Origin of the sequence: Streptomyces sp. NBC_01485 (assembly GCF_036227125.1) — a bacterium.
In the GTDB taxonomy this organism is placed as follows: domain Bacteria; phylum Actinomycetota; class Actinomycetes; order Streptomycetales; family Streptomycetaceae; genus Streptomyces.
The window spans coordinates 316,457-343,395 of the sequence record NZ_CP109435.1 but is presented as its reverse complement, the minus strand read 5'-3'; the positions used below and the strand labels follow the sequence as shown (position 1 = coordinate 343,395).

24 protein-coding genes and 1 pseudogene are annotated in these 26,939 nt (G+C 72.4%); 10 read left to right on the top strand and 15 right to left on the bottom strand.

The features are described from left to right. Positions 1 to 5: 5 nt before the first annotated feature. Positions 6 to 755, bottom strand: coding sequence for an MBL fold metallo-hydrolase (locus OG352_RS01400; RefSeq protein WP_329213434.1), 750 nt, complete (start codon positions 753 to 755; stop codon positions 6 to 8). Positions 756 to 993: 238 nt separating this feature from the next. On the opposite strand from OG352_RS01400, the gene OG352_RS01395 reads away from it, so the two are divergent. Both OG352_RS01395 and OG352_RS01390 read left to right on the top strand, forming a co-directional pair. Then, positions 994 to 1,656, top strand: a complete 663-nt coding sequence (locus OG352_RS01395; protein WP_329213432.1) for a TetR/AcrR family transcriptional regulator — start codon at positions 994 to 996, stop codon at positions 1,654 to 1,656. A 36-nt stretch (positions 1,657 to 1,692) separates the two neighbouring features. Further along, entirely contained in the window at positions 1,693 to 3,366 is a 1,674-nt protein-coding gene (locus tag OG352_RS01390; RefSeq protein ID WP_329213430.1) for an FAD-binding dehydrogenase, read from the top strand. A 4-nt stretch (positions 3,367 to 3,370) separates the two neighbouring features. Here the strand turns inward: OG352_RS01390 and OG352_RS01385 are convergent, their stop codons facing one another. Beyond that, positions 3,371 to 3,730, bottom strand: a complete 360-nt coding sequence (locus OG352_RS01385; protein WP_329213428.1) for a DUF488 domain-containing protein — start codon at positions 3,728 to 3,730, stop codon at positions 3,371 to 3,373. Between the two features lie 172 nt (positions 3,731 to 3,902). Between OG352_RS01385 and OG352_RS01380 the strand changes: the two genes are divergently transcribed. Continuing rightward, positions 3,903 to 5,327 (top strand): M1 family metallopeptidase, encoded by a 1,425-nt coding sequence (locus OG352_RS01380; protein ID WP_329213426.1) that lies wholly within the window; start codon positions 3,903 to 3,905, stop codon positions 5,325 to 5,327. Positions 5,328 to 5,524: 197 nt separating this feature from the next. Here OG352_RS01380 and OG352_RS01375 read toward each other — a convergent pair whose 3' ends face one another. After that, a complete protein-coding gene (locus OG352_RS01375) occupies positions 5,525 to 5,773 on the bottom strand; it encodes a WhiB family transcriptional regulator (RefSeq protein WP_329213424.1) in 249 nt (82 codons plus the stop codon). Positions 5,774 to 5,874: 101 nt separating this feature from the next. Then, a complete protein-coding gene (locus OG352_RS01370; RefSeq protein WP_329213422.1) occupies positions 5,875 to 7,092 on the bottom strand; it encodes a saccharopine dehydrogenase family protein in 1,218 nt (405 codons plus the stop codon). A gap of 272 nt (positions 7,093 to 7,364) precedes the next feature. On the opposite strand from OG352_RS01370, the pseudogene OG352_RS01365 reads away from it, so the two are divergent. Together OG352_RS01365 and OG352_RS01360 are read left to right on the top strand one after the other, a co-directional pair. Next, positions 7,365 to 7,706, top strand: a pseudogene (locus tag OG352_RS01365) (LysE/ArgO family amino acid transporter); the annotation flags it as partial. 89 nt (positions 7,707 to 7,795) lie between these two features. Beyond that, entirely contained in the window at positions 7,796 to 9,103 is a 1,308-nt protein-coding gene (locus OG352_RS01360) for an MFS transporter (protein ID WP_329213420.1), read from the top strand. A 31-nt stretch (positions 9,104 to 9,134) separates the two neighbouring features. On the opposite strand, the gene OG352_RS01355 is transcribed toward OG352_RS01360, so the two are convergent. Further along, positions 9,135 to 9,590 (bottom strand): cyclic nucleotide-binding domain-containing protein, encoded by a 456-nt coding sequence (locus tag OG352_RS01355; RefSeq protein ID WP_329213418.1) that lies wholly within the window; start codon positions 9,588 to 9,590, stop codon positions 9,135 to 9,137. Positions 9,591 to 9,937: 347 nt separating this feature from the next. Beyond that, on the bottom strand, positions 9,938 to 10,183 hold the full coding sequence (locus tag OG352_RS01350; RefSeq protein ID WP_329213416.1) for a hypothetical protein: 246 nt from the start codon (positions 10,181 to 10,183) through the stop codon (positions 9,938 to 9,940). A gap of 142 nt (positions 10,184 to 10,325) precedes the next feature. Here OG352_RS01350 and OG352_RS01345 point away from each other — a divergent pair, with 142 nt between their 5' ends. The 5 genes from OG352_RS01345 (at position 10,326) to OG352_RS01325 (ending at position 14,115) form a co-directional block, all read left to right on the top strand. Beyond that, entirely contained in the window at positions 10,326 to 10,769 is a 444-nt protein-coding gene (locus OG352_RS01345) for an ATP-binding protein (RefSeq protein WP_329213414.1), read from the top strand. A 229-nt stretch (positions 10,770 to 10,998) separates the two neighbouring features. Further along, the gene (locus OG352_RS01340; protein ID WP_329213403.1) at positions 10,999 to 11,844 is read left to right on the top strand and encodes a SigB/SigF/SigG family RNA polymerase sigma factor; all 846 of its coding nucleotides are present in this window, start codon (positions 10,999 to 11,001) and stop codon (positions 11,842 to 11,844) included. A gap of 48 nt (positions 11,845 to 11,892) precedes the next feature. Further along, the gene (locus tag OG352_RS01335) at positions 11,893 to 12,813 is read left to right on the top strand and encodes an ANTAR domain-containing protein (RefSeq protein WP_329213400.1); all 921 of its coding nucleotides are present in this window, start codon (positions 11,893 to 11,895) and stop codon (positions 12,811 to 12,813) included. 5 nt (positions 12,814 to 12,818) lie between these two features. After that, on the top strand, positions 12,819 to 13,655 hold the full coding sequence (locus OG352_RS01330; RefSeq protein WP_329213398.1) for a DUF1206 domain-containing protein: 837 nt from the start codon (positions 12,819 to 12,821) through the stop codon (positions 13,653 to 13,655). Between the two features lie 28 nt (positions 13,656 to 13,683). Continuing rightward, positions 13,684 to 14,115 carry a hypothetical protein gene (locus OG352_RS01325; protein WP_329213396.1) on the top strand — a complete coding sequence of 144 codons (432 nt, stop codon included), beginning with the start codon at positions 13,684 to 13,686 and terminating at the stop codon, positions 14,113 to 14,115. 31 nt (positions 14,116 to 14,146) lie between these two features. On the opposite strand, the gene OG352_RS01320 is transcribed toward OG352_RS01325, so the two are convergent. From OG352_RS01320 to OG352_RS01280, 9 genes are all read right to left on the bottom strand, one after another. Further along, positions 14,147 to 16,396 carry an FUSC family protein gene (locus OG352_RS01320; protein WP_329223656.1) on the bottom strand — a complete coding sequence of 750 codons (2,250 nt, stop codon included), beginning with the start codon at positions 16,394 to 16,396 and terminating at the stop codon, positions 14,147 to 14,149. A 23-nt stretch (positions 16,397 to 16,419) separates the two neighbouring features. Then, positions 16,420 to 17,817: an NAD(P)/FAD-dependent oxidoreductase gene (locus OG352_RS01315; RefSeq protein WP_329213394.1), complete on the bottom strand. Its 1,398-nt coding sequence runs from the start codon at positions 17,815 to 17,817 to the stop codon at positions 16,420 to 16,422. A 192-nt stretch (positions 17,818 to 18,009) separates the two neighbouring features. Further along, positions 18,010 to 18,399, bottom strand: coding sequence for an STAS domain-containing protein (locus OG352_RS01310; RefSeq protein ID WP_329213393.1), 390 nt, complete (start codon positions 18,397 to 18,399; stop codon positions 18,010 to 18,012). Between the two features lie 46 nt (positions 18,400 to 18,445). Further along, on the bottom strand, positions 18,446 to 19,327 hold the full coding sequence (locus OG352_RS01305) for a SigB/SigF/SigG family RNA polymerase sigma factor (RefSeq protein ID WP_329213391.1): 882 nt from the start codon (positions 19,325 to 19,327) through the stop codon (positions 18,446 to 18,448). 178 nt (positions 19,328 to 19,505) lie between these two features. Beyond that, on the bottom strand, positions 19,506 to 19,952 hold the full coding sequence (locus OG352_RS01300; RefSeq protein WP_329213389.1) for an ATP-binding protein: 447 nt from the start codon (positions 19,950 to 19,952) through the stop codon (positions 19,506 to 19,508). Positions 19,953 to 20,084: 132 nt separating this feature from the next. Further along, positions 20,085 to 21,992 carry an AMP-dependent synthetase/ligase gene (locus OG352_RS01295; protein WP_329213388.1) on the bottom strand — a complete coding sequence of 636 codons (1,908 nt, stop codon included), beginning with the start codon at positions 21,990 to 21,992 and terminating at the stop codon, positions 20,085 to 20,087. Positions 21,993 to 22,190: 198 nt separating this feature from the next. Continuing rightward, positions 22,191 to 23,285 (bottom strand): glutamate--cysteine ligase 2, encoded by a 1,095-nt coding sequence (locus OG352_RS01290; protein WP_329213386.1) that lies wholly within the window; start codon positions 23,283 to 23,285, stop codon positions 22,191 to 22,193. Between the two features lie 70 nt (positions 23,286 to 23,355). Further along, entirely contained in the window at positions 23,356 to 25,560 is a 2,205-nt protein-coding gene (gene glgB / locus OG352_RS01285) for a 1,4-alpha-glucan branching enzyme (RefSeq protein ID WP_329213385.1), read from the bottom strand. Positions 25,561 to 25,565: 5 nt separating this feature from the next. After that, a complete protein-coding gene (locus OG352_RS01280) occupies positions 25,566 to 26,927 on the bottom strand; it encodes a maltokinase N-terminal cap-like domain-containing protein (RefSeq protein WP_329213383.1) in 1,362 nt (453 codons plus the stop codon). Between the last annotated feature and the right edge of the window lie 12 nt (positions 26,928 to 26,939).

Below are 26,939 nucleotides of genomic sequence, written 5' to 3'. Positions count from 1 at the left end.
CGACCTTAGACCGCGCGCTCGCGGGCCTGTTGCGCCGCCGCCTTCACGGAGCCCTGGTGCAGCGGTCCGTGCCCGGGCAGCAGCAGGTCGCCCGTCAGTCCCTCGATCACGTCCAGCGACGCCACGGCGCGGGCGCGCTCGTGGTGGAACATGTCCGGCAGCAGTTGCGGGCCCCGCAGGCGCGAGGTCGGGTGGTCGCTGACCAGGGCGTCGCCCGAGACGACGATCCCCGCGTCCGGGAGGTGGTACACGGCGTGGCCGCTGGTGTGGCCGGGGGTGTGCACCGGCACGGGCCGCCCGGGCAGGTCGAGCGCGCCGTCGGCGACCGGGAACGCCTCCGGTGCGGTGACCGGGTGCTGCTCGGTGCCGCCGGAGCGCAGCGCGTGCACCATCCACGGCAGGACACCGGGACGCCAGGCGTTCTTCAGCACCTCGCCGACGGTCACCTGCTGGAGGAACTCCCGCCGGGCGTGCGGTACTTCGGCCTCGTGAAGATAGACCGGGGTGCCGTACGTCGCACGCAGGTGTTCGGCGGAGCCCAGGTGGTCGTTGTGGGCGTGCGTGATCAGCACGGCGGTGACCGCCTCCGGCGAACCGCCCACGGCGGCAAGGGAGTCGAGGACCAGCTCGCGGTCGCCGGGGTAGCCGGTGTCGATCAGGGTGAGGGCGTCCCCGTCGGTCAGGATCACCCAGTTGGTGTTGCTGCCATGCACCAGGTAGGTGCCGTCCGCCACTTGCCGTACGTCTGCCCGCATGGCCGTCCCGTGTCCTCGAGATTCGTGATCTTCGGGGACAGCCAAGCAGATCATCGGGTGGATGCGGACGGCGGGGTTCCGTGCATGCCGAACAGGAACCTCGTCACCGGCCTCCGGCGCACCCCGTACTCATCGAGTACCGGGCACCAGGACCGGCGACGAGGAAGGGCATCGGCATCCGGCTCTTTCGATGCATCGATGTATCCGATACATTCACGTATCGAACGGAGGTCCGACCATGGCCGCGCAACAGACGCACCAGACGCACCAGGCGACGGGGCGCGGCACGCGGCGCCGGGTCCACACGCGGGCCAACCTCCTGGACGCCGCCTTCGCCGTGTTCGCCGGCAAGGGCTTCGGGCGGGTCTCCATCGAGGAGGTCTGCGAGGCCGCCGGCTACAGCAGGGGCGCCTTCTACTCCAACTTCGACAGCCTGGACGAACTGTTCTTCGCCCTCTACCGGCAACGGGCCGACCTGATCGCCGAGCAGGTCTCCGGCGCCCTCGCCCTCGACGGACCCGACCTCGACCTGCCCTCCGCCGTCGACCGCGTCACCGAGGTGCTCCTGCTCGACCTGGACTGGCTCCTGGTGAAGACGGACTTCCTGGTGCACGCCGCCCGCGCCCCCGACGTGGCGCAGACCCTGCTGGAGCACCGGGCCCGGCTGCGGCGCGCGATCGCCGACCGGCTCGCCCGTTCCCCGGGGCTCGCGCAGCCGCCGGCCGTGCTCGGGGACGCCGACAGCGCGGCGCACGCCGTGGTCGCCGCCTACGACGGAGTCACCACCCAACTGCTGCTGGACAAGGACGTCGAGGGCGCTCGTGTCTGGCTGAAGCACCTGCTCACCGCGCTGCTGACGGACGGCAGCGGCACCACCCCGGAACCACCTCTTCCGGATTGACCTCCTCAGAAGATCAGAAGAAAGGCAACGGACGCCATGGACGCGGACGTCATCGTCGTCGGAGCGGGTCTCGCCGGCCTGGTCGCGGCGCACGAACTCACCAGCAGGGGCCGACGGGTCGCCCTGGTCGACCAGGAGAACGCCGCGAACCTCGGCGGCCAGGCGTTCTGGTCCTTCGGCGGGCTGTTCCTCGTCGACTCCCCGGAGCAGCGCCGCCTGGGCATCAAGGACTCCTTCGACCTCGCCTGGAACGACTGGCAGGGCAGCGCGCAGTTCGACCGGACCGAGGACGAGGACTCCTGGGCGGTGCGCTGGGCGCGCGCCTACGTCGAGTTCGCGGCGGGGGAGAAGCGGACCTGGCTCGCCGGGCACGGCATCTCCTTCGTGCCCACCGTCGGCTGGGCCGAGCGGGGCGACCTGCGCGCCGACGGCCACGGCAACTCCGTGCCCCGCTTCCACGTCGCCTGGGGCACCGGCACGGGCGTCGTCGAGCCGTTCGCGCGCTACGCCAAGCAGGCCGCGAAGGACGGGCTGCTGACCTTCTACCACCGGCACCGGGTGGACGAGCTGGTCATCGAGGACGGCGCCGCCCGCGGCGTACGCGGCACGGTCCTGGCCGCCGACGACTCCGCGCGCGGCGTCGCCTCCAGCCGCGACCGCGTCGGCGACTTCGAACTGACCGCCCAGGCCGTGATCGTCACCAGCGGCGGCATCGGCGCCGACCACGAGACCGTGCGCCGGTACTGGCCCGAGCGCCTCGGCACCCCGCCCGCCGAGATGATCACCGGGGTTCCCGCCTACGTCGACGGCCGCATGCTCGACATCAGCGCCGACGCCGGTGCCCGGCTGGTCAACCGGGACCGCATGTGGCACTACACCGAGGGCATCCAGAACTGGGACCCGATCTGGCCCGGCCACGGCATCCGCATCCTGCCCGGCCCGTCCTCCCTGTGGTTCGACGCCCTCGGCCGCAGGCTGCCCGACCCGTGCCTGCCGGGCTACGACACCCTCAACACCCTCAAGTACCTGCGCACGACGGAGGACATCGCCGAGTACGACCACTCCTGGTTCATCCTCACCCGGAAGATCGTCGAGAAGGAGTTCGCGCTGTCGGGCTCCGAGCAGAACCCCGACATCACCGCCAAGGACCGCAAGGCCGTCCTGCGCGACCGGCTCCTCGGCAAGGGCGCCCCGGCGCCGGTGCAGGCGTTCCTGGACAAGGGCGCGGACTTCGTCATCGCCGACACCCTCGACCGGCTCGTCGAGAAGATGAACGGGCTGACCGGGAAACCGCTGCTCGACGTGGCCGGCCTGCGCCGCCAGATCGAGGCCCGCGACCTCCAGATCGCCAACCCGTACAGCAAGGACTCCCAGGTCCAGGGGATGCGCAACGCCCGCCGCTACATCGGCGACCGGCTCGGCCGCGTCGCGACCCCGCACCGCGTCCTCGACCCCCAGGCCGGCCCGCTGATCGCCGTCAAGCTGCACGTCCTCACCCGCAAGACCCTCGGCGGCATCCAGACCGACCTCGACTCGCGCGCCCTGGGCGCCGACGGACAGCCGGTCGGGGGACTGTACGCGGCGGGCGAGGTCGCCGGCTTCGGCGGCGGCGGCGTCCACGGCTACAACGCTCTCGAAGGCACCTTCCTCGGCGGCTGCCTCTTCTCCGGGCGGGCGGCGGGGCGGGCGGCGGCGAAGCAGACCGGCTGAGCGCTCAGCGGCGGTCCGCCTCCAGCAGGCGGACCAGCACCGCCGTGTGACTCTGCTCCGGGGACTTCGCGGACGTCAGCAGCGTCACCGGCCCCTCTGCGGTCAATTCCCGGACACGATCCAGGAGTTCGGCCGCCTCCGGAGCGGTCAGCTCCGACTCGTAGCGCCGCGCGAACTCCTCGAACGTCCCCTCGCCCGCGTGGTACCAGCGGCGCAGCTCGGTGGACGGGGTGAGGCCCTTCGGCCACTCGTCCACGTGCGCCGCGTCCTTGGACACACCGCGCGGCCACAGCCGGTCGACGAGGACCCGCACACCGTCGCCGGGCTCGGGCGGGTCGTAGACGCGGCGTACGCGGACACTCATGGGCGGGCCGTCCTCGGGTTGGGCGGGTTCGGCGGGTGGTGTCGAGCGTAGGCCGGAGATGACGGCCGGCACCGCTCGGCTTGACCTGAATGAGCCTGAACGAGGAGGAAACCGTGGCGCCCGGTCCTTACGCTGAGGATGTTTGATCACTCGCCACCCCCCAGGAGCGCACGTGAGACACCCCCGCAGCCGGACCACTACCACCACCCTCCTCCGCCGTGAAGCGGTCGCCGCCACCGTCCCCGTAGCCGTGGCGGCGCTGCTCATGGCGGCCGGACCCGCCACCGCGGCCGGTCCGACGGGCACGTCCGGCGTCGGCGACCCCTACTTCCCGCTCGCCGGAAACGGCGGCTACCACGTCTCTCACTACGGTCTGACGCTCGGTTACGACCCGGGCAGCCGTCACCTCACCGGCACAGCGGTCCTCACCGCCCGCGCCACCCAGCGGCTGACCCGCTTCGACCTCGACTTCAAGGGGCTGAAGGTCACCGGCCTGACGGTCGATCACGTCAAGGCCGCGTACAAGCGCGACGGCCAGGAACTCGTCGTCACCCCGAAGCGCGCCCTGCGCAAGGGCGAGCTGTTCCGCGTCACCGTCACCTACAACGGCACCCCCGGCCCGGTCACCGACCCCGACGGCTCCCTCGACGGCTGGATCCCCACCGACGACGGGGCCTTCGTCGCCGGTGAGCCACAGGGCGCCATGACCTGGTTCCCGGCCAACAACCACCCCCTCGACAAGTCCTCCTACGACTTCACGATCACCGTCCCCAAGGACCGCACCGCCGTCGCCAACGGCGTCCTGCTCGGACAGCGCACGACGAAGGGGAAGACCACGTTCCGCTGGCGCCAGACGGAGCCCATGGCCGCCTACCTCGCCACCGCGACCGTAGGAAAGTTCCAGGTCAAGCAGTACACGACCCGCGACGGCCTCAAGGTCTACGACGCCGTCGACCCCCGCGAGGCCACGGCCGCCGCCCCCGTCCTGAAGAAGCTGCCGTCCGTACTGGAGTGGGAGAGCAAGCTGTTCGGGCCCTACCCGTTCCGCGCCGCCGGCTCCATCGTCGACCACGCCCCGAACGTCGGCTACGCCCTGGAGACCCAGTCGCGGCCCGTGTACGACAGCGCCCCCGGCCTGAGCACGCTCGTCCACGAGAGCGCCCACCAGTGGTTCGGCGACTCCGTCTCCCTCACCTCCTGGAAGGACATCTGGCTCAACGAGGGCTTCGCGACCTACGCCGAGTGGCTCTACGCGGAGCAGCACGGCGGCGACAGCGCGCAGAAGACGTTCGACGCCCTGTACGCCCGCCCCGCGACCGACGGCCTCTGGGCGTTCCCGCCCGGCGACCCCGGCAGCGGCGCGAACATCTTCGACACCCCCGTCTACGCCCGCGGCGCCATGACCCTGCACGTCCTGCGCACCACCGTCGGAGACCGCGCCTTCTTCCGCATCCTGCGCGCCTGGGCGGCCCAGCACCGCTACGGCCACGGCACCACCGCCCAGTTCGAGCGGCTCGCCGAGCTGGAGTCCGGGAGGAACCTCGGCCCGCTGCTGCGGACCTGGCTGTACGGCAAGGGCAAGCCCGGCAAGCCGTAGCGCCCGAACCGGCCCCGGAACCTGACGAGTTCCAGACATCTGTGGGCCAAGGCCGACTCATGATCACGCACCGCCACCGTGCCGCGCTGCTCGCCGCGTCCCTCCTGTTCACCGGATGCGGCGGCGGCGTCGCGGCAGCGCCGGCGCAAGGGCCCATGGGGTGCGAGGGTCGGGGCGGGAGGTCGGGCCGACTGGGGTCAGGAACCGCGCCGTGCCCTGATGCGCCGCCTGAGGGCGCGCCGTTCCGCCTCGCTCGTGCCGCCCCAGACCCCGAGGGTCTGATCGGTCTCCATGGCCCACTCCAGGCACGGTTCCCGCACGGGGCAGCGTCGGCAGACCGCCTTCGCCTGCTCCGTCTGCAGCAGCGCCGGCCCCGAGGTGCCGATCGGGAAGAAGAGGTCCGGGTCCTGGTGGCGGCACGCGGCGTGCTGTCGCCAGTCGTCCATCGAAGTCACCTGCGATCAAGTCGTACGTGCTGTTCCGGATGTCTGCTCCCGGTCGGGTCACCGGAGGGGCCGGAGTGAAACAGCGCGGGACCGCAAAGAGTTCACTGCTCCCGCAGGCCCCACGGCGAGCCGTACGCCGTCAGCAGGTCGAGGAACGGGCGGGCCGGGAACGCCTCGGGGCCCAGGACGCCCGCGCCCGACCACGCGCCCGTGGCGAGCAGTTCGAGGGCGACCACCGGGTTGACGGCGGTCTGCCACACCACCGCCTGGCTGCCGTACTCGGCCATCGACCACTGGTTGTCGACCACGTGGTACAGGTACACCTCGCGCGGCGCACCGTCCTTCACACCCCGCACCCACGTGCCGGCGCACGTCTTGCCGTGCATGAGCGCGCCCAGCGTCGCCGGGTCGGGCAGACAGGCGGCGACCACGTCCCGGGGCGAGACCGGCACCGGCCCGTGCGCGCTCGGCACGGTCACGGGCACCGTGCGGTCCAGTTCCAGGCGGTGCAGCGTCTTCAGGGTCTCGACGAACTCCCGGCCCAGGCCGTACTTGAAGGTGACCCGGCGCGCCTTCACCCAGCGCGGCACGAGCAGCACCTCCTCGTGCTCGACGTTCACGCACTCCACCGGACCGATGCCGGCGGGGAAGTCGAACACCTCGGGCTCGCTGAACGGCGCGGTGGTGAACCAGCCGCGGTCGGCCTCGTAGACCACCGGAGGGTTCAGGCACTCCTCGATCGTGGTCCAGATGTTGAAGGAGGGCGCGAAGTCGTGGCCCTCGACGGTGAGGTTCGCGCCGTCGCGGACGCCGATCTCGTCGATCTCGTCGAAGAGTTCGTCGGCGGCGTACCGGGCGAAGACGTCCGAAAGGCCCGGCTCGACCCCCATGCCGACCAGGGCCAGGACGCCCGCCCCGGCCCAGTCGTCTGCCTCGGCGAACTGCGCGTCGCCGAGCCTGACCCCGCACTCCTCGTAGGGACGCTCCGGGTGCGGCCGTGACAGCGACATCGCCATGTCGACATAGGTGGCCCCGGCGCCGCGCGCGGCACGGAACAGCGGCATCACGAACCGCGGGTCGGTGGCGTTGAGCAGGACGTCGCAGCGGTGGCGGGCGAGCAGCCCGCCTACGGCCGCCTCGTCGCCGGCGTCGACCCGCTCGGCGTGGAACCGGTCGTCGCCGTCGAGTGCGGCGACGGCGGCATCGGCACGGGCGGGGTCGTGGTCGGCGACCACCATCGCCTCGAAGAACGGACGCCGGGCGGCGATCCGAGTGACGGCGGTGCCCACACCACCGGCGCCCACGAGCAGGACACGCATGACGAGAACTCCCTCGACTGAGACCGTGAACGAATCTGCGTGAACAGGTACCGAGCTCTATAGAGCGGTACTGATCTTTACAGATCAGTGCAGAGGTACACGAAAGGCCTGCCGTTGATGCGACGCCGCGCGCCGACCGAAGGTCAATGGGGGAAGGTGACACTTCGGTGCGGGAGTGTCACCTTCCCGCACCTCACCCACCGGGGACCCGGCGCTGGATACGTTCCTGGACAGCGCGCCGATCAGGTTCTGGGGGACCGGGCCGCCGCTGCCGTCACCGCGTCCGGCCCCAGGGCGCCCTGGCGGCGGAGGGGGAGGTGGCGGGCTCGCGGCGACGGGCCGTGCCGACCTGTCTGGCGCTGACCTGGCTCAACCCCCACGTCTACCTCGACACCGTCTTCCTGCTCGGCTCGATCGCCGCCGACCGCGGCCCGCTGCGCTGGACCTTCGGCCTCGGAGCCGTGCTCGCCAGCGTGTGCTGGTTCGCCGCGCTGGGCTTCGGCGCCCGACTGCTCAGCCGCTTCCTGACCCGCCCCGCCGCCTGGCGCGCCCTGGACGCCCTCGTCGCCGCCACGATGATCGCCCTCGGCGTGACCCTCCTCGCGGGGGCCTGAAACGCGGGAACCCGGCGGCCGGAGCCCGGCATACGGGTGGGATAGTGACCCCCCGGACCCGAAAGATGTAACGAACAACCAGGAAGCGTGTGGACGCGAGCGACAGCAGTACCGCACCCACGGCAGACGACGAGGCCGACCCGAGCCCGCAGGACCGGCCCCGGCGCGGCTGGCGCCGCTGGGCGATGGACACCCGCCCACTGCGCCGGCCGGCCTACCGGCGGCTGTGGTCCTCGACCATCGTCACCGCCGTGGGCAGCCAGCTCACCGCCGTCGCCGTGCCCAAGCAGATCTACGACATCACCGGCTCCTCCGCCTGGGTCGGCTACGCCAGCCTCGCCGGACTCGTGCCGATGGTGGTGTTCGCGCTGTGGGGCGGCGCGGTCGCCGACACCGTCGACCGGCGCAAGCTGCTGCTGATCACCAACGGCGGTATCGCCGTCACCTCGGTGCTGTTCTGGCTCCAGGCGGTCTCGGGACTCGACTCGGTGGCCGTGCTCATGGTGCTGCTCGCCGTCCAGCAGGCGTTCTTCGGCCTCAACTCGCCCGCCCGCAACGCCTCCATCGCCCGGCTGGTCCCCGCCGACGAACTCGCCGCCGCGGGCGCCCTCGGCTCGACGGTCATGCAGACCGGCCTGGTCGCGGGCCCGCTGCTGGCGGGCGCCCTGATCCCCGTCATCGGCCTGCCCGAGCTGTACCTGCTCGACGCCGTCGCGCTGTGCGCGACGCTGTGGGCCGTGTTCCGGCTGCCGGCGCTGCCCCCGCCGGCGAGCACGACCGCCCGGCGCGCCGGGGTGCGCGAGATCGTGGCGGGGTTCCGCTACATATCCCGGCACAAGGTCCTGTTGCTGTCCTTCCTCGCCGACGTCATCGCCATGGTCTTCGGCATGCCCCGCGCCCTGTTCCCGCAGCTCGCCGCCGAGACGTACGCCCCCTACGGCGAAGGGCTCGCCCTCGGCCTGCTGTTCGCGGCGATCCCCGTCGGCGCGGTGCTGGGCGGACTGTTCTCCGGGACGTTCTCCCGGGCACGCCGGCACGGCTGGATGGTGATCGGCGCGGTCGTCGCCTGGGGCGCGGCCATCACCGGGTTCGGGCTCAGCGGCAGTCTGTGGCTCGCCGTGGTGTTCCTGGCCGTCGCCGGCCTCGCCGACATGGTGTCGATGGTCTTCCGGGGAGCGATCCTCCTCTCCGCCGCCACCGACGAGATGCGCGGCCGGATGCAGGGCGTCTTCACGGTCGTCGTCGTGGGCGGCCCGCGCCTCGCCGACGTCCTGCACGGCACGGCGGGCGCCGCCTTCGGACCCCGCGCGGCCGTCGCGGGCGGCGGCCTGCTGGTCGTCGCGACGATGCTGGGCCTGGCGGTCGCGGTGCCCGCACTGCGCCGCTACCGCATCTGAGCCGCTACCGCGCGGCCGTCGTGGGCGGGGGCTACAGCACCCCGCGCCGGTGCGTCCCGTACTGCTCCATCAGCCGGCCGCGGGTCATCTCCAGCCGGTGGGCCAGGATCTCGGCCACGATCCGCACCAGCGACATCCCGAGCGCCGGATCCTCCTCGCACAGCTTCTGCACGGGCTGCGCCTGGAACTCGTAGGCGCGTACGGGACTGAAGGCCTCCGCGCCGAAGTCCCACCGGTACGGCGGGAACAGCCACGACCAGCCCAGCAGGTCGCCGGCGCCGAGGCTCGCGACGGTGACCCGGCGCACGGACGTCACCTGCTGCACGAGCGAGACCGCGCCGGAGCGGACGACCCAGAAACGGTCGGCCGTGCCGCCCGCCTCGAAGATCCGGGCGTCCTCGGCGAAGGAGACCTCGCGGGCGAGCCCCATCAGGCGCTGGCGCTGGGGCGGGGGGAGGGCGGTCAGCAGTCTGGTCGCTCTGGTCATGGCGCGGGGCTCCTCGCCGGCGATCGATGGGGGAGGGCTTCCTGGGGGTGCTGCTCGGAGTGCTGTCCTCTTCCCATTTCAGCCGCTGCCGCCGCCCCGGGCACCTCGGCGGACGGCATTTTCCGCAGGAGGGCATGGAGAAGCCCTGGCTGGACGGGGGAGGCCAGCCAGGGCGGCAAAGGAGTGGCGCACGGAGGAGGAGTGCCGTCGGACTCCGCCCACCACGTATGAATAAACGGTAAACCATTCAAGGAGGTTGTGTGGAGAGAAAAGCCGGTTGCGTGACCTGTTTCACCTCGATCTCGCTCTCGCTGCCGGATCCCGCTCTCGGACCCCGCTCTCAGTTCTCACCGCCGGGGCAGTTCGTGGGGTCGGCCGGGCGTCAGGATCTCGTCCAGCACGCTGAGCACGGCCTCGTAGGCGAGCGCCCGCACCCGGGCGTCACGCGCCCCGTCTGCCCCGTCCGCCCCGTCCGCGTCGGCCCGGGCGAGGTCCGCGCTCCGGACCCGCCAGGCCAGCGCCTCCTCCCGGGCGCAGGCCCTCGCCCGCTGGATGCGCCGTAGCAGTTCGCCCGCGTCCACGACATCGGTCATGTACTTCACGTACCCCGTCCGGGCCGGTCGATTGCTCCCTGTCCGAGAGGTTTGGCCGACGCTGAAGGGGCCAGCCGAAAAGGAGACGACCATCGACCAGTCGGCAACCGACCCAGTCGGCGACTGCCAAGGGAGCGAAGGGATGCCTGCGAAGGACTCGACCGACCACGTGGACGTGCCGGACGGCGCGTTCCGGCGCGGGGGAGGCGAGCAGTGCCGACCGGCCGACGTCCGCTGCGCCGTGCGCCGCGCGGTGACCGGGCGGTGCGGGGCCACCGGCCGCCCGTACGACGAGGAGGCCCTCTCGGACGCGCTGCTCGTCGCCTCGGAACTCACGACCAACGCCATCCTGCACGGCGGTGGCATCACCGGATTCGACGTCGACGTGGACGGGCGGGCCGTGCGCGTCTCCGTCAGCGACCGCAGCGACCGGCTGCCGGTCAGCACCGGCCCGGTCGACGACGAGGGGCGATGGCGTACCGGGGGCCGCGGCTGGCCGATCGTCTGCCGGCTGGCCCGCGACGTCCGGGTGGCCGAGCTGCCCTCCGGCGGCAAGCGCATCACCGTCCTCGTCCCCGTGTTCTGACCCGTCCGCGCCTCCGGCCGGCCCGGGACGCGGACCGGCGATCCCCTCAAACGCCTTTCCCCAGGCGGAGTTTGTACCTCCGGAGGCAGGGCAGATGGAGGTTCGTGCTTCGGACCGGAGGCGCGCCGACGGGAGCGGTATGGCCGCTCCGGGGCGCTGCACGTGCCCCGGGTGGCAGAGGCCCTCCCGTCGCCAAATCCCTGAAACGACCGTTCAGGAGAGATCCCGCATGCCTATCGACATGTCGACAAGCCATCCCGCCGCATCCGCCGCATCAGCGCCCGCCGCCGCATCCGCCCCCACCACCGCGCAGCTCCGCCGCACCCACGCCGACGCCCCCGACACCACGAGCCGGTTCGCCCGCCTCGTCACCCTGGAGGCGGGGCCCGAGCGGGACGCCGTGCGCGACGAGATCGTCACCGCCTGGCTGCCCATGGCCCACCGGATCGCCGGCCGCTTCCGCGACCGCGGTGAGGCGGTCGAGGACCTGCGGCAGGTGGCGGCCCTCGGACTGGTGAAGGCCGTCGACCGCTTCGACCCCGAGCGCGGGGCCTTCGAGAGCTACGCCGTGCCCACCGTCACCGGCGAGATCAAGCGGCACTTCCGGGACCGGATGTGGGCGCTGCGGGTGCCCCGCCGGGTGCAGGACCTGCGCAACAAGGTGCGCGTCGCCCGCCGCGAACTCACCCAGAACCCGGGTGCGGCCGAGCCCTCGGTCGCCGACGTCGCCGCCCACACCGGGCTCACCGAGGACGAGGTGAACGCCGGCCTGGAGGCCCTGGAGAGCTTCAGCACCCTCTCGCTGGACGCCGAACTCCCGGCCGGCGACGACGGCTACAGCCTCGCCGACACCCTCGGCGGCCCCGACTCCTCCTTCGACATCGTGGTCGACCGCGAGTCGGCGAAGGAAGGCCTGCGCCGGCTGCCGGAACGCGAGCGCACCATCCTCTACATGCGCTTCTTCGAGGACATGACACAGAGCAAGATCGCAGACCGCCTGGGCATCTCCCAGATGCACGTCTCCCGGCTCATCAACCGCAGTTGCGAACGCGTGCGCCGGCAAGCGCTGGGCTGACCGCAGGACAGCCATCCCGTCCGCACGTTCCGACCTCACGGAGGTTTCATGACCACGGCCGCATCCGGAACGACGGACGAGGATCCGGAACGTGCCGAACCGGTACGCAACGAAGCGGAGCGCACCGGACCGGAGCGCACCGAGCTGGAGCGGTTGCGCGCCGAGGTGCGTGACCTGCGCGCCCGGTCCCGCGCCCGCCCGCTGATCTCCCAGGCGCAGGGCATGCTCCAGGAGCGCTACGCCCTGCCCGACGCCGACGGCGCGTTCACGCTCATGCGGCAGGTCTCGCAGCGCTTCAACATCAAGATGCGCACCCTGGCCGGCGTCCTGGTCACGACCCCGCGCCCGGACGGGCGGACCGTGCTGTGGTTCCCCCGCCGGGTCCGCAGACCGGAGCCCGCCCTCGGCTTCCTGCCGGACCACCCGGCGGGCGGCCGAGGCCACGGCCACAGCCGGGGCGCGGTGCTCGGCGCCGTGCTGGGCCGCACGCTCGCCGTGGTCGACACCGACATGGGCAACGTGCAGACGGTCGACCGGGTGCGCGGCGGCCTGCGCATCGAACGGCACACCGGCCTCACGGACGACTTCGTCGACTTCTTCGAGCGCGTCGGCGAGACGGGCACGTCCTGCGCGAAGGCCGCCCGAGACCTCGCGCAGGTCACCGTACGGGACGTGGCGAGCGACCCGGTGTTCAGCGAGCCGGCCCGCGCGGCCGTCCTCGCCGCCGGCAGCAGGGCCTGCCACAGCGTGCCCCTGACCTCGGCGGCCGGCCTGTGCGTCGGCATGGTCTCCGCCCACGTCGAACACCCCCTGCGCGAGCTGCGCCCGTCCGAGCTGAAGACACTGGACGCCCTCGGCGCCCAGGCCGGCCGCTGGCTCGCCTGGCACGAACGCACGGTGCTCCTCGACGCCCTGGAATACCTCCACGCCCTCGGCCGCGCCCGGGGCACCCGACCGGCGGGAGCGTGAACGCCGTGGACACGAGCGCCGCGGCGCGCGACGGCCGGGCCGAGGCGGAGCGGGCGGCGCGCGGGTCGGTGACGAAGGGCGCCGCCAAGGCCGGGCTCACCGCCCGCGGCGTGATCTATCTGCTGGTCGGTGTGCTGGCCCTGCAGATCGCCTTCGGCGACGGCCGGCGGCAGGCCGACCGCCGGGGCGCGCTCGGCGAGATCGCGGAGCGCCCCTTCGGCGCCGTACTGCTGTGGGCGCTGGGCATCGGGCTGGCCGGGATGGCCCTGTGGCGGCTGTCCGAAGCAGTCTTCGGCGGGGCCGGAACCGACGGGCGCGGCGCCCGGAAGCGGCTGGCGGCCGTCGCCCGGTGCGTCTTCTACTCCTTCGTCGCCTATTCCGTCCTCGCCTTCGCCGCGGGATCGGGCGACGGCGGCGGTTCGAGCGACGAGCAGTCCCGGGACGTCACCGCCCGGGTGCTCGGCCTTCCCGGGGGCCAGTGGATCGTGGGCGCGGCCGGCGTCGGGATCGTCGGCGCGGGCGTGTGGATCGGCGCCCGCGCCGTCCTGCGGAGCTACCGCGAGAACCTGCGGCTGGGGGAGACGTCCCCGCGCGTGCGCCGCCTGGTGGACGTCACCGGCGTGGGCGGTGGCGCGGCCCGCGGCCTGGTGTTCGCCACCGCCGGGGCCTTCGCCGTACGGGCCGCCGTCGACTACCGGCCGAACAAGGCGAAGGGGCTGGACGACACCCTGCGCTCGTTCGCCGAAACGCCCGCCGGACCGGGCCTGCTCGCCTGCGTCGCCGCCGGGCTCGTGCTCTTCGGACTGTTCTCGTTCGCGATGGCACGCTGGCGCAAGGTCTGACCTCCGCCTGCGTGGGAACACGGACCAGATGAACGAACCAGAGTTCCCGCCCGACGGACAGCCCGTGGACAAGTACCTCGACCTGTTGCGCGTCCGCATGGACAGCGAGGACTACCAGCTCCTGCTGAAGGTCGTCGCACCCGCGCTGCGCGCCCTCGAACAGCAGCCACCGGGCAAGCTCGACTTCGCCCTCGACCCGGAGGACACCCTGCACCTGCCCCAGGAGATCCGCGACGAGGCCGCGCTGGTCATCGCCACCGCGGTCACCGGCCGGCTGGACAACCAGCTCGTGGAGATACAGGTCGACGGCACCGGCCCGGTCCGGGTGGTCACCGACGCGGCCACCGCGTCCGACCCCAGCCGCCTCGCCGAGATCGCCGGCTGCATCCGGCAGCGCCAGCAGGACGCCGACGAGCTGCGCGGCATCGCCGAGGCGAGCGGCATGCCCACGGAGTTCTGAACGGAGTTCCGAGCCCGGCCGGACCCGGCGCTCACTTCGGCGCCGCCACCGGCACCCCGAGCGGGCGCGCGAGGCCGACCACCGCCTCGTCCAGACGCTGCAGATGCCGCAGCACCCGGTCGGTCACCCGGCCGTAGCGCGGTGTGCCCGGCACGCCCGGCTTCAGCAGCGCGGCGATGCTCGGCCCGGTCAGTACCTCGGCGGCGCTCCGCTCGTCCGCGACGCGCGCGGCGATCGCCCCGGTGTTGTGCAGGATGCGCTGCCCGGCCCGGCGCAGCCGCGGGTCCGCCGCGATCGACGGATGCGTCGGCAGCAGCTCGGCCGTGGCCGCCAGGGACCGCGCGTGGTAGGCACAGGTCTCCAGGAGCGCGACGACATAGCGAGCGGTGTCGCGCCGGGTCCGCAACGGTGTGACCGGATGCGTCAGGGGCTGCGTGGCGGCCCGCAGGTCGGCCAGCGCCTGGTCCAGGTCCCGGGCCCGGTCCAGCAGGTCGGCCGGGGGACCGCCGCTGAGCTGCTCCACGGCCGCCCCGGTGACGTCGGTCAGCCGGTCCAGCACGGTCGTCAGCAGCTCGTTCGTCCGCCGGTCCGTGTGCACCGGCAGCACCAGCGCCGCCGCGACGATCCCGCAGGCCGCGCCCAGCGCCGTCTCCTCCACCCGCAGCACCAGCACCGACAGGCTGTAGGTGTGCAGCAGCGTGTACAGCACGCCCAGCGCCGCCGTCACGAAGAACGACATCAGCGTGTACGACAGCGGCGCCGTGTAGAACATCGCGAACACGCACAGCAGCACCACCGCGAACGCCGTCCAGGTGTGCTGCCCGACCAGCCCCGCCAGCACGATGCCCGCGACCACACCGAGCATCGTGCCCAGCAGCCGCCGGTAGCCCTTGACCAGGATCTCCCCGGTGGACGCGGTGTTGAGGAACACGATCCAGCAGGTCAGCACCGCCCAGTACCAGCGGTGCGCGGACAGCAGCTCGCCGCCGACGATGGCCAGCGACGACCCGACGGCGACCTGCACGGCAGCACGGGTGGTCGGCCGCCGCAGCCCCGTGGCCTCCTCGGCCGCGTCGGCGTCCTCCTCGGCCTCGGCGCCGATCGCGGCGTCCTCCGCGTCCAGCTCCTCCCGGGAGCGGGCCGTCTCGGGGCTGTCGCCGGACTCGTCCTGGGGCCCGTCGAGCGCGATCCGCAGCCCCAGCACCGCGCGCGCCGCTTCCCCGACGCCGCGGAAGACGTCCTGCACGGCCGGCGACGCCTTCGGCAGGTTCTCCTCGTCCCGGTACCCCAGCAGCCGGTTGCGCATCAGCGCCGACGCGGTCCCCGACACCTCCGCCGCGGGATGCCGTACGAGCAGGTGAAGCGCCCGCAGATCGCGGCGCAGGGTGTCCAGGGCCTCGTCCCGCCAGGGCAGACGGCCGCCCTCCGGCAGCGGCGCGCCCGGCAGGTGCATGGTCAGGGTGTGGGCTCGCTCGGCGCTGCGGGCCGTCAGCAGGAGCAGGCCCAGCCGTTCGGCGGTGATCTCGGCCTCGGCGATCCGGCGCTGCACCAGCCCGGCCACCGCCTCGTCCGGAGTGCCCTCCGCCAGCCGGCCCTGGATCATCATGGCCGTCTCGTGCAGCCGGGCGGTGCCCTCGCGCACCTGGGCGAGCGCCCGGTCCGCGTCGTCCGGGCCGGCGTCGAGCAGTTCGAGCTGGGCGTCGAGCAACTGCGCGAGCCGCGCCCGGAAGGCCTGCCGCAGCCGTTCCAGGATCCCGGTCGGCGTCTGGGGCACCAGCACGAAACGCGCCACCGCACTGCACGCGAAGGCGACGGCGAGCACCCCGTAGTACCCCGGCAGCGTCGACGTCCCGACATCGACGAACAGGGCCAGGAAGTAGACCTGGAACCCGATCAGCCCGAGCGCCGTGCCCCGGTCGCCGAACCGGCGGCCGTAGACCGCGCAGAAGATCAGGGCGACGAAGAAGACGTCCCCGGCCAGCACCCGGGAGCTGAGCAGCGCCGCCAGCGACACCGAGGCCAGCGCCACCGGCAGGCCCAGCGCCAGCGTGACGGCCTGCCGGTCGCGCTCCTTCTCGCGGATGGCGAACGTGGCGACCATCGCCGCGATGGCCCCCGCCACCAGATGCGAGACGTCCGCGCCCAGCAGTGAGAGCGCGGCCAGCATCAGGGCGATCGCGCCGACCGTCCGCAGCCCGGCCGCCAGCCGCAGCAGCCCGGGATCGGACGCCGCGACCCGATCCCGCCACCGCGCACCGGACGACCGTGCCGCCGCCCGCACCCCGCCGCGCTCCGCCGCCGGCCTCACTCCTGGTCGGAGCCCGAGCCCTCGGAGCCCGGGCCCTCGAGGCCCGAGCCCTTGAGGTGCGCCCGCACCTGCTCGGGCGTCAGATAGCTGTCCGTGTACTCGAAGTCCTTCAGCTTCGCGCCCCGGCGCGCCTGGAAGCCGGTGCGCACGAAATCGTCGCCCGCGACCGCGTTGAGCGTCCAGTTCGTCAGCACCCGGGCCTTGGCCACGCCCGTGCGCAGCGCCGACCAGTGGTAGCCGCGGGCCACGGCCTGCGCGGGCAGGCCCCGCAGTTCGACGCCGAGCGGCTTGGAGACGGCGTCGGTGCCGCCGAGGTCGACGACCAGTCCGAGATCCTTGTGCACGTACGGCCGCATCGGCCGGCCCCGCAGCGTCGCGATGACGTTGTCGGCGACGACCCTGCCCTGCCGCATCGCGTGCTGCGCGGTCGGCGGGCACACCGCGCCCGCCTCGCCCTTGGCCCGGTCGGGTACGGCGGCGGCGTCCCCGAGCGCGAACACCCCGTCGTTCCCGGGCAGGTTCAGCTCCGCTTCGACCGCGAGCCGCCCGCGGACCGTCTCCGCGCCGAGCGTCGCGATGAGCGGGCTCGCCACGACGCCCGCCGTCCAGATGAGGGTCCGGGTCGGGACGACCCGCCCGTCGGTGAAGGTGACCTCCTCCGGGCCAGCCTTCGCGATGGACACGCCCAGCGAGATCTCGATCCCCCGCTTGCGCAGCACCTCCTGGGCGCTGCGTCCCAGCTTGTCGCCGAGTTCCGGCATCAGCTTCGGGGCGATGTCGATCAGGTGCCACTTGATCAGGCCCGGGTCCAGTCGCGGATACCGCTTGACCGCGTTGTGGGTGAGCAGTTGCAGACAGGCGGCGGTCTCGGTGCCCGCGTAGCCGCCGCCCACGACCACGAACCGCAGCCGCGAGGCCCGCTCGGCGGGATCGTGACTCGCGTCGGCCAGGTCCAGCTGGGTGATGACGTGGTCGCGGATGTAAGCGGCCTCCGCGAGGGTCTTCATCCCGAAGGCGTGGTCGGTCAGCCCCGGGATGTCGAAGGTGCGGGTGACACTGCCGGGAGCCAGCACGATGTAGTCGTACGGCTCGTTGACGATCTCGTCGGTGATGGTCCGCACGACGCAGACCTTCGACGCGAGGTCCACGCCGACGGCGCCGCCCGGGATGATCCGGGTGCGGTACTTCCTGCTGCGGCGCAGCGAGACGGCGATCGACTGGGGCGTCAGCACCCCGGAGGCGACCTGCGGGAGCAGCGGCAGATAGAGCTGGTAGGCGAACGGCGTCACCAGAGTGACGTCGGCCTCCGCGGCGGCGAGTTCGCGTTCCAGACGCCGAACGCAGCCCACCCCCGCGAAGCCCGCGCCCACCACCAGGATCCTGGGTCGTGTCACGATGTCCTTCCCTTTCTGCGGCTCCAGGCGGTCTGCCCCGTCGATCCCGTCGATCCCACCGTGACCGAACCGGTCGCGCCAGCCGGACGAGCCATGCAGACGAACGTTTCTCCTGAGGCCACCGTGGTACCCGCCGAACGGCCCGCGTACGCCCGTCCGTCCATACGTCCGTGCCCTTGTGCCGCGCCGCTCTCAGTCCCGGGCGTCCTTCGGCGGCGCGGTCCCGTCGACGAGGGCCAGCGCCTCGTCCACCTTCGCGGAGACCGGAACCGTGAGGCTGACCCCGGTGAGGTCCAGGACCCGGCGCACGGGGGGCGTCGGGTTGATGACGTGCACGCTCCCCGGCAGGCCGCGGGCCTCCTGGTACACCCGCAGGATGATGTTCATGCCGGACGAGTCCATGAACGGGACCGCGCTGAGGTCGATGAGGAAGTGCCGTCGGCCGTGGTGGAGCTGGTTGGCCAGATGGGCCTGGAACTCGGTCGCGGTGTCGAGGTCGAGATGGCCTTCGACGGTGACCAGGGCGACGTCCTCGCGGGGCAGGGTGACCTCGACGGACAGGGGGTTCTGGGCGATGGACACGGGTACCTCCGAAATCCGGGAGCGGGCGAGCGGGGGGGAAGGGATCTCAGGCGAGTTCGGCGCCCAGCAGGCCGACCCGCAGGCGCCGCACCAGGCGGCTGAGGAGCCGGGACACATGCATCTGGGAGATGCCCAGCTCATGGCCGATCTCCGCCTGCGTGCGCTCCTCGACGAACCGCAGATGGATGATCCGCCGCTCCCTGTCGTCGAGTTCGGCGATGAGCGGCGCCAACGAGTGGAAGTCCTCGACCAGTTCGAGCGCGGGCTCCTCCGCACCGATGAAGTCGGCGAGCACCGACTCGCCGTCCGCGCCGCTTTCGGAGGTGAGCGCCGCGTCGAGCGAGGCGGACGTGTAGCAGTTGGACGCCTTGCGCGCCTCGATGACCTCCCCCTCCGACAGTTGCATCAGCTCCGACAGCTCGCGCGTGGTGGGCATCCGGCCCAGCCGCGTCTGCAACTCCTCGTTCGCCCTGGCCAGTTCGACCCGCGCCTCCTGAAGCCGGCGCGGCACGTGCACCGCCCAGCTCGTGTCCCGGAAGAAACGCTTGATCTCGCCGACGATGTACGGCACAGCGAACGAGGTGAACTCGACCTCACGGGACAGCTCGAACCGGTCGATGGCCTTGATCAGCCCGATCGTGCCGACCTGGACGATGTCCTCCATCGAGTCGCCCCGGCCGCGGAAGCGGGAGGCCGCGTACCGCACGAGCGACAGGTTCATCTCGATCAGGGTGTTGCGCACGTACTGGTACTCGTGGGTGCCCTCCTCCACGACGGCCAGCCGGTCGAAGAAGCGGCGCGAGAGCTCCCGCGCGTCCCTCGGACTCACCTGGGCGGGTGCGTCGATGAGCGGAACCCCTCCTCGCGGGTCCCCGGTGCCCGCCTGCTCTGCCGTGGCCGTCGTTGCCTGTGCCGTCACGGCATCCATGCCGCTCACTCCGTTCGTCGAGCCGGTCGATGACGGAGTCCGTCTGCCCACGCATCCGCGTCTCATGCGGGGAGTCCCCCACAGACTTCTCACCGAATGCGGCTGCCGCGGCAGGGTAGTTGGCGCTTCGGGGGACACGAGAAGGGAGCGGGCGCACATCGCGCCGCACACCCCAACGTCACCACGGCAGGAAGACGTGGACGTCCTTCCCCTCACCCTGGCCCTGCTCGTTCCGCACCACGCTCACCTGACTGCAGAGCGTGTGCACCAGATACCAGCCGATGCCGCCGCCCCCGTCGTCGGGACGGAACGGCCGTGGCGTCGGCGGGGTGCTGTTGGTGTCGTGGACCGTGACGTGCACCCCGTCGAAGGTGGGGCGCAGGTGCAGCTCGAAGGGCCCCGGCGCGTACTGGACCGCGTTCGCGGCCAGCTCCGTGACGATCAGCACGATGTCGTGCCAGCACTCCGGCGCCGAAGGCGGTGAGGCCCGCGCCAGCTCACGGAGGAACTCCTCCGCGACCAGCCGCGCACCCGTCACATCCTGCGGTTCACCCGCGAAACGGGCTGAACGGCCCGGAATCGCCCAGAAGGACAGTGCGTCGTTACCACGCGGCTCGGTTGCCATGTCGTCAGTGCGGCCCCGCTGCTGCCGGGACCGTCGTCCTTTCTCGTACGGCTCTCAGGCGTCGCCCCTTCCAGGGTTCCCGAGCCCGCGCAGGCTACGCGTCCGCCGCACACCCGCGTCCCTACGAGGGGCTCAGCGGAACACGTCGTCCGTGTCGTCCCAGCTCAGGATCTCCTCCGGGGCGCTCGGGCGGGGCAGGCGGGCCCGTGCCTGGTACATCGCCTCGATCTCCGTCGCGTAGTGCGCCACGATCGAGTCGCGGCGCAGCTTCATCGAAGGCGTCAGCAGACCGTTGGCCTGGTCGAACGGCTGCGGCAGGATGCGGAAGGCCCGGATCGACTCCGAGCGGGACACCGTGCTGTTGGCCGCGGCCACCGCCCGGCCGACCTCCTCCCGCAGGGCGTTCTCCTCGCGGGCCTCCCGGCTCCGGGAGTCGCCGTGCAGCGTCAGGCTCCCGCGCCAGTGCGCCACGAAATCGGGGTCCAGGGTGATCAGCGCGCCCACACAGGGCCGGTTGTCGCCCACGACCACCGCCTGGTGCACGAGCGGATGCATCCGCAGCCGCTGCTCCAGCGCGCTCGGCGCGACGCTCTTTCCGCTGCTGGTGATGATGACGTCCTTCTTGCGGCCGGTGATCGAGAGGTAGCCGTCGGAGTCCAGGGCCCCGAGGTCGCCCGTGGCCAGCCAGCCGCCCCACAGCGCGGCCCGCGTCGCGGTGTCGTCGTTGACGTAGCCCTGGAACACCGACGGGCCGCGCACCAGGATCTCCCCGTCCTCCGCCACCCGGATGTCCATGCCCGGCAGGGCCTGTCCGACGGTGCCCGACTTCTCCCGGCCCAGCGGCTGCATCGTGATCCCGCCGCTGGTCTCGGTCAGGCCGTAGCCGTCGTGCACGTAGACGCCGATGCCCTCGTAGAACAGGGACAGGTCGCGGTGCAGCGGGGAGCCGCCCGAGGTCGCGCGGTGGACGCGGCCGCCCAGCGAGGCCCGCAGCCTGCGGTACACCGTCCGTTCGAACAGGGCGTGCTGGAGCCGCAGGTCGAAACCGGGCCCGGAGCCGCGGCCCAGCCGGTGGCGTTCGGCGGCGGCCGCGAAGTCCCGGGCCGTCTCCGCCGCCCGCTCGAACAGCGCCCCGCGGCCCGCCTCCTCGGCCGCCCGCAGGAAGTTCTTGTAGATCTTCTCGAACACCGACGGGACCGCGTACAGATACGTCGGACGGAACGTGCGCAGCGACTCCGAGAGCGCGTCCCCGCCGAGATCGGGCTCGTGGCCCATCAGGATGCCGCCGCGCAGGCACAGGCCCTGGATCATCAGGCCGTACACGTGGGAGAACGGCAGGAAGGCCAGGACGCTCGGCCGCTGTCCCGGGGCCGCGGCCGTGTGCCCCCAGCCGGCCAGGAGCGTGTCGCAGGGGCTGGCCAGACCGCGGTGGGTCAGCGCGCAGCCCAGCGCCCGGCCCGAGGTGCCGGAGGTGTAGGCGATCACCGCGGTGGAGTCGGGCAGCACGATCCGGCGCAGCGAGTCCACCGTGGTCGCCGGCACCAACTTGCCGCGTTGCCGCAGCTGTTCGAGCGCGCCCGCGTCCAACTGCCAGACGTGCCGCAGCGCGGGCAGGGCCGCGCACACCGATCCCACGGTCATGACGCTCTGTTCGTCCTCGACGACCACGCCCACACAGGCCGCGTCCCGCAGGATCCACTCGACCTGCTCGCGCGAGGACGTCGGATAGACGGGGACGACCTCGGCGCCCACCGCCCACAGCGCGTGAGAGAGCACCGTCCACTCGTACCGGGTGCGCGCCATGATCGCCACGCGGTGCCCCGGCTTGATCCCACAGGCCACGAACCCCTTGGCCAGCTCGACCACTTCGTTCCGCAGCTCGACGGCCGTCACCTCCGCCCAGCCGGCCGAGCCGGCGTCCGGGCGGCGACGGGAGAGCACCGGGAGCGCGGGAGTGCGGGCGGCCGTCTCGAAGACGCTGTCGGCGAGCCCTCCGGTCAGCGGCGGGGTGGTGCGGGGAGCGAGGGCGAAGTCGCGCATGCGCTGCTCCTGTGACGTGTACGGGCCGTGACTCCGCCGACCGGAACTGTCATCGACGGTGGTCGAATCTAGCCCAGGAAAGACCGGTTATGGCCGGGAACGAATAAGTAATCCGCCTTGATGATCTCGCCGCCGGACGACCCCGGCCCCGCCGCCGGACGACCCCGGCGGGGCGCGGAGTCGCCTCGGCTCGTCGCCTCAGCTCTGGGTGTGCCGCACACAGGTGGTGACGACCTCGCGCAGACTGCCGGTGCGCTCCCACACCTCGCGCTGGATCTGCGAACCGTTGCCGAGCCGCAGCAGCTCGGCACAGGACACGCGGGCCCGCTCCAGGTCCCCGCTGTCCGCCAGCGCGTCCTCGACATACGCCAGCAGCGCCCCCACGACGGTCTCGGCGCGGGTGCGCCGCATGGTCGCCGGGTGCAGCAGATCCGCGGTCAGCCCCGAGCGGGCGGCGCGCCAGCCGGCCAGCCGCAGCAGGCTCACGCTGTGGTCCGCCGGCTGCCGGCCGGCCTCCCAGTCCCGGGCGGCCGTCTCGACGAGCCCGCGCACCAGCGTGGCGATCAGCACGGCGCTGTCCGCGTGCAGACAGACGTCCGACACCCGTACCTCCACCGTCGGATAGCGCGCCGACAGCCGGGCGTCGAAGTAGACCATGCCCTCGTCGAGGATCGTGCCCGTGGCCACCATGTCCGCCACCCGCCCGTGGTAGCGCTCCGCCGAACCGAACAGCTCGGTCGGACCCGCCGACGGCCAGCGCTGCCACACCCGGCTGCGATAGCTGCTGTAGTCCGTCTCCCGGCCCTGCCAGAACGGCGAGTTGGCACTCAGTGCCGACAGCACCGACAGCCAGGGCCGGATCCGGTCGACGACCGCGACGCCCTCCTCGTCCGAGCCGACGGACACATGGACATGGCAGCCGCACACCAACTGCTCGCGCGTCGCGATGCCGTACTGCTCCGCCATCCACTGGTAGCGCCGGTTCATGCTGATGGAAGGCCGCACCGGCAGCGGTGACGTGGCGACCGCGGCGACCGCGCACCCGGCCTCCCGGGCGTGCCGGGCCGCCTCCCCGCGGATGCGCACGATCTCCGCGCCGAGGTCGGCCATGGCCGACTGCGGGTGGGTGGCGAACTCGAGCATCTGGTTGTGCAGTTCCTTCTCGAAGACCGGCGGCTCCTCCGCCTTCTCGCACCGCGAGGCGCGGGCGAGGACGGCGGCGGACAGGGACCGCGGCTCCCCGGTCTTCGGGTCGACCAGGAGGAGTTCCTCCTCCACTCCGACGGTGCGCACGGGATACGGCCTTTCTCTGCGGCCTTCTCGGGCGGGTGACACGCACCCGACTGCCCCGTCCGGCCCCGGTTCACACGGACGACGGCGTCAGCCACACCGTGGCCAGGGGCGGCAGCGTCAGCCGGAGCCGCCCCTGCCCGGGTGCGACGGGGGCGCAGCGGACGACACCGCTGCCGCCGTAGCGCTCGGCGTCGGTGTTGAGCACCTCGCGCCAGGCCGGGACGTCGCCGGGGACGGCGAGCGGGTAGTCGTGGCGGACGACGGGGGAGAAGTTGCTGACGGCGAGCAGCGGAGCACCCTGCGCGTCGTGGCGCAGGAACGCGAAGACGTTGTCGTCCGCGGCGTCGCCGACCACCCACCGGAAACCGGCCGGGTCGGTGTCGCGCTCCCAGAGCGCCGGGGTCGCCCGGTAGACCGCGTTGAGATCACGGACCAGGTCCCGCACCCCCCGGTGATCGCCCGCGGAGGCGTACCCCGGGTCCAGCAGCCACCACTCCGGCCCCGCGGCCTCCGACCACTCCGCGCCCTGCGCGAACTCCTGCCCCATGAAGAGGAGTTGCTTGCCGGGATGGGCCCACATGAAGCCCAGATAGGCCCGGTGGTCGGCGCGCCGCTGCCACCAGTCGCCGGGCATCTTCGAGACCAGTGCCCGCTTGCCGTGGACCACCTCGTCGTGCGAGATCGGCAGGATGTAGTTCTCGCTGTAGGCGTACACCATCGAGAAGGTCATCTCGTGGTGGTGGTACTTGCGGTGCACCGGCTCCTTGCCGATGTACTGGAGCGAGTCGTGCATCCAGCCCATGTTCCACTTCAGCCCGAACCCCAGACCGCCGCCGTCGGTCGGCCGGGTCACCCCCTCCCAGGCCGTCGACTCCTCCGCGATCGTCACGACCCCCGGATTGCGCCGGTACACCGTCGCGTTCATCTCCTGGAGGAACGCCTTCGCGTCCAGGTCCTCCCGGCCGCCGAACACGTTCGGCGTCCACTGTCCGGAGTCCCGCGAGTAGTCGAGATAGAGCATGGAGGCGACGGCGTCCACCCGCAGCCCGTCGACGTGGTACTCCTCGCACCAGTAAGTCGCGTTCGCCACCAGGAAGTTGCGCACCTCGACCCGCCCGAAGTCGAACTCGTACGTCCCCCAGTCCGGATGCTCGGCCCGCCGCGAGTCACCGGGCTCGTACAGCGGCTCCCCGTCGAACCGGCCCAACGCCCAGTCGTCCTTGGGGAAGTGCGCCGGCACCCAGTCCACGATCACGCCGATCCCGGCCCGGTGCAGGGCGTCCACGAGGAACTTGAAGTCGTCCGGCGTACCGAGCCGCGAGGTCACCGCGTAGAAACCGGTGACCTGATAGCCCCAGGAGCCCGAGAACGGATGCTGGGCGACCGGCATGAACTCCACATGCGTGAAGCCGAGATCGTTGACGTACGGCGGGAGCTCCTCGGCCAGTTGACGATACGTCAATCCGGGCCGCCAGGACGGGAGATGGACCTCGTACACGGAGAACGGCGCCACGTGCACGGGAACATCGCCCCGGTGCGCCATCCACTCCTCGTCCGCCCACTCGTAGTGCGAGGCGTGCACGATCGACGCGGTGTCCGGCGGCACCTCCGCGCGCCGTGCCATCGGGTCGGCCTTGAGGAAGCGGTGACCGTGGCGGGAGGTGATCTCGAACTTGTACCGGGCGCCCTCGCCGATCCCGGGCAGGAACAGCTCCCACACCCCGGACGACCCCAGCGACCGCATCGGGAAGGCCGTCCCGTCCCAGAAACAGAAGTCGCCGGCGACCCGCACCCCCTGGGCGTTCGGCGCCCACACCGTGAACCGGGTGCCGATCACCCCCTGGTGCGCCATCGGCTCCGCGCCGAGCGCCGTCCACAGCTCCTCGTGCCGCCCCTCACGGATGAGATGCAGATCGAGGTCGCCGAGGGCCGGCAGGAAGCGGTACGGGTCGTCCACCTTGTGCTCGGCGCCCTCGTACGACACCAGCAGCGTGTACGCGGGCACCGCGGCGAGCGGCAGGACGACGGCGAAGAGACCGTCGCCCTCCGAGACGAGCGGGGTGGGATCGCCGTCGATCACGACGCTCACCGAGTCGGCGAAGGGCCGCAGGGCACGGAAGAGGATCCCGCCCGGCACCGGGTGCGCGCCCAGCAGCGCGTGCGGATCGTGGTGCGCGCCCGAGAGCAGGCGCCCGCGGTCGGCCGCGTCGAGCGCGGGCGCCGTGCGCGGGCGGGGACCGGCCGACTCGGGCGGAGAAGTATCACGCAGGGCCACAGGGGTCAGCCTCCTCGGACGGCGAGTCGCTCGATCGCCGCCATGGGTACGGGCAGCCAGTCGGGACGGTTACGGGCCTCGTACAGCACTTCGTACACGGCGCGGTCCGTCTCGTAGGCACGCAACAGGGCATGTTTCTTACGGGGGTCCCAGCCCGCGCGGGCCGCGTAGCCCGCGCAGTAGGCCTCGCGGCAGCGGCGCGCCCACTCCGGCCGCCACGGGCGGCGCTGGCGGGCGGCGTAGTCGAAGGAGCGCAGCATCCCGGCGATGTCCCGGACCGGGGAGTGGGCGCTGCGCCGCTCGGCCAGCGGACGGGACGGCTCGCCCTCGAAGTCGATGACGAACCAGTCGCGCCCGGCGCGCAGCACCTGCCCGAGGTGCAGGTCGCCGTGGATGCGCTGGGCGGCCGGCCCGGCGTCGCAGACGGAGAGCGCGCCGAAGGCGGTGGTCAGGCCCTGCACGAACGGGCGCAGCGCCGGCACATGGTGCGCGGCCGCCTCCAGCCGCTCGGTCATCGCCGCCGCCGTACGCCCGTCCTCGGCGTGCGGACCGGCCGGGAGGGCGGAGGCCAGCGCCAGGTGGACGTCCGCCGTGGCCCGCCCCAGCTCCTCGGCCTCCGCCGTGAAGTCCTCCCCGCGGGCGAGGGCCCGCAGTGCCAGCGTCCAGCCGTCGGAGGCGTCGGGCAGGAACGGCTGGAGCACGCCGAGCGTCGCCTCCTGCGGATGCGTCGTCCGGAACCAGGCCACGGGCGCGGGAACCCGCCGGCACCCCTGCCCGGCCAGCGCGACCGGCACCTCCAGATCGGGGTTCACGCCGGGCTGGATGCGCCGGAAGATCTTCAGGATGAACGCGTCCCCGTAGACCAGCGAGGTGTTGGACTGCTCGGCCTCCAGCAGCCTGGGCGCGAGCCCCGGGGGCAGTGACACGGACGGGTCCGACTCGAAGGTCAGCGGGCCCAGCGTGCCGGGATGCCGCATCCGCTCCAGCAGCAGGTGCGCCGACCGAGGGTCCTGCAGCGCGTCATGCACCGTCAGCCCCGCCATCGGACCGTCCTCCACCCTGCCGATCAGCGCACGGCCCAGCCGGGGCGACAGATGCTCCTGGACGCCGAGGAGCAACTGGTAGCAGTCACCGGCCGGGGGAGTGTTCCCGGGCGTCGGGACGCCCGACTGGTCGGCGTGCACGAGCAGATGCAGACAGCCCGGATACAGCTCGGTCATCGACAGCATGCGCAGATCGGTGAGGGGCCGGTCCTTGCCGGCGAACCAGCGCTGCCGCGGCAGCCACTCGCACAGCAGCGCGGCGAGCGGCCCGACGGAGCGGACGCCGCTCGCGCTGCCCGGTCGCAGGGGTGCGGTCTTCGTCACGGTGACCCATCC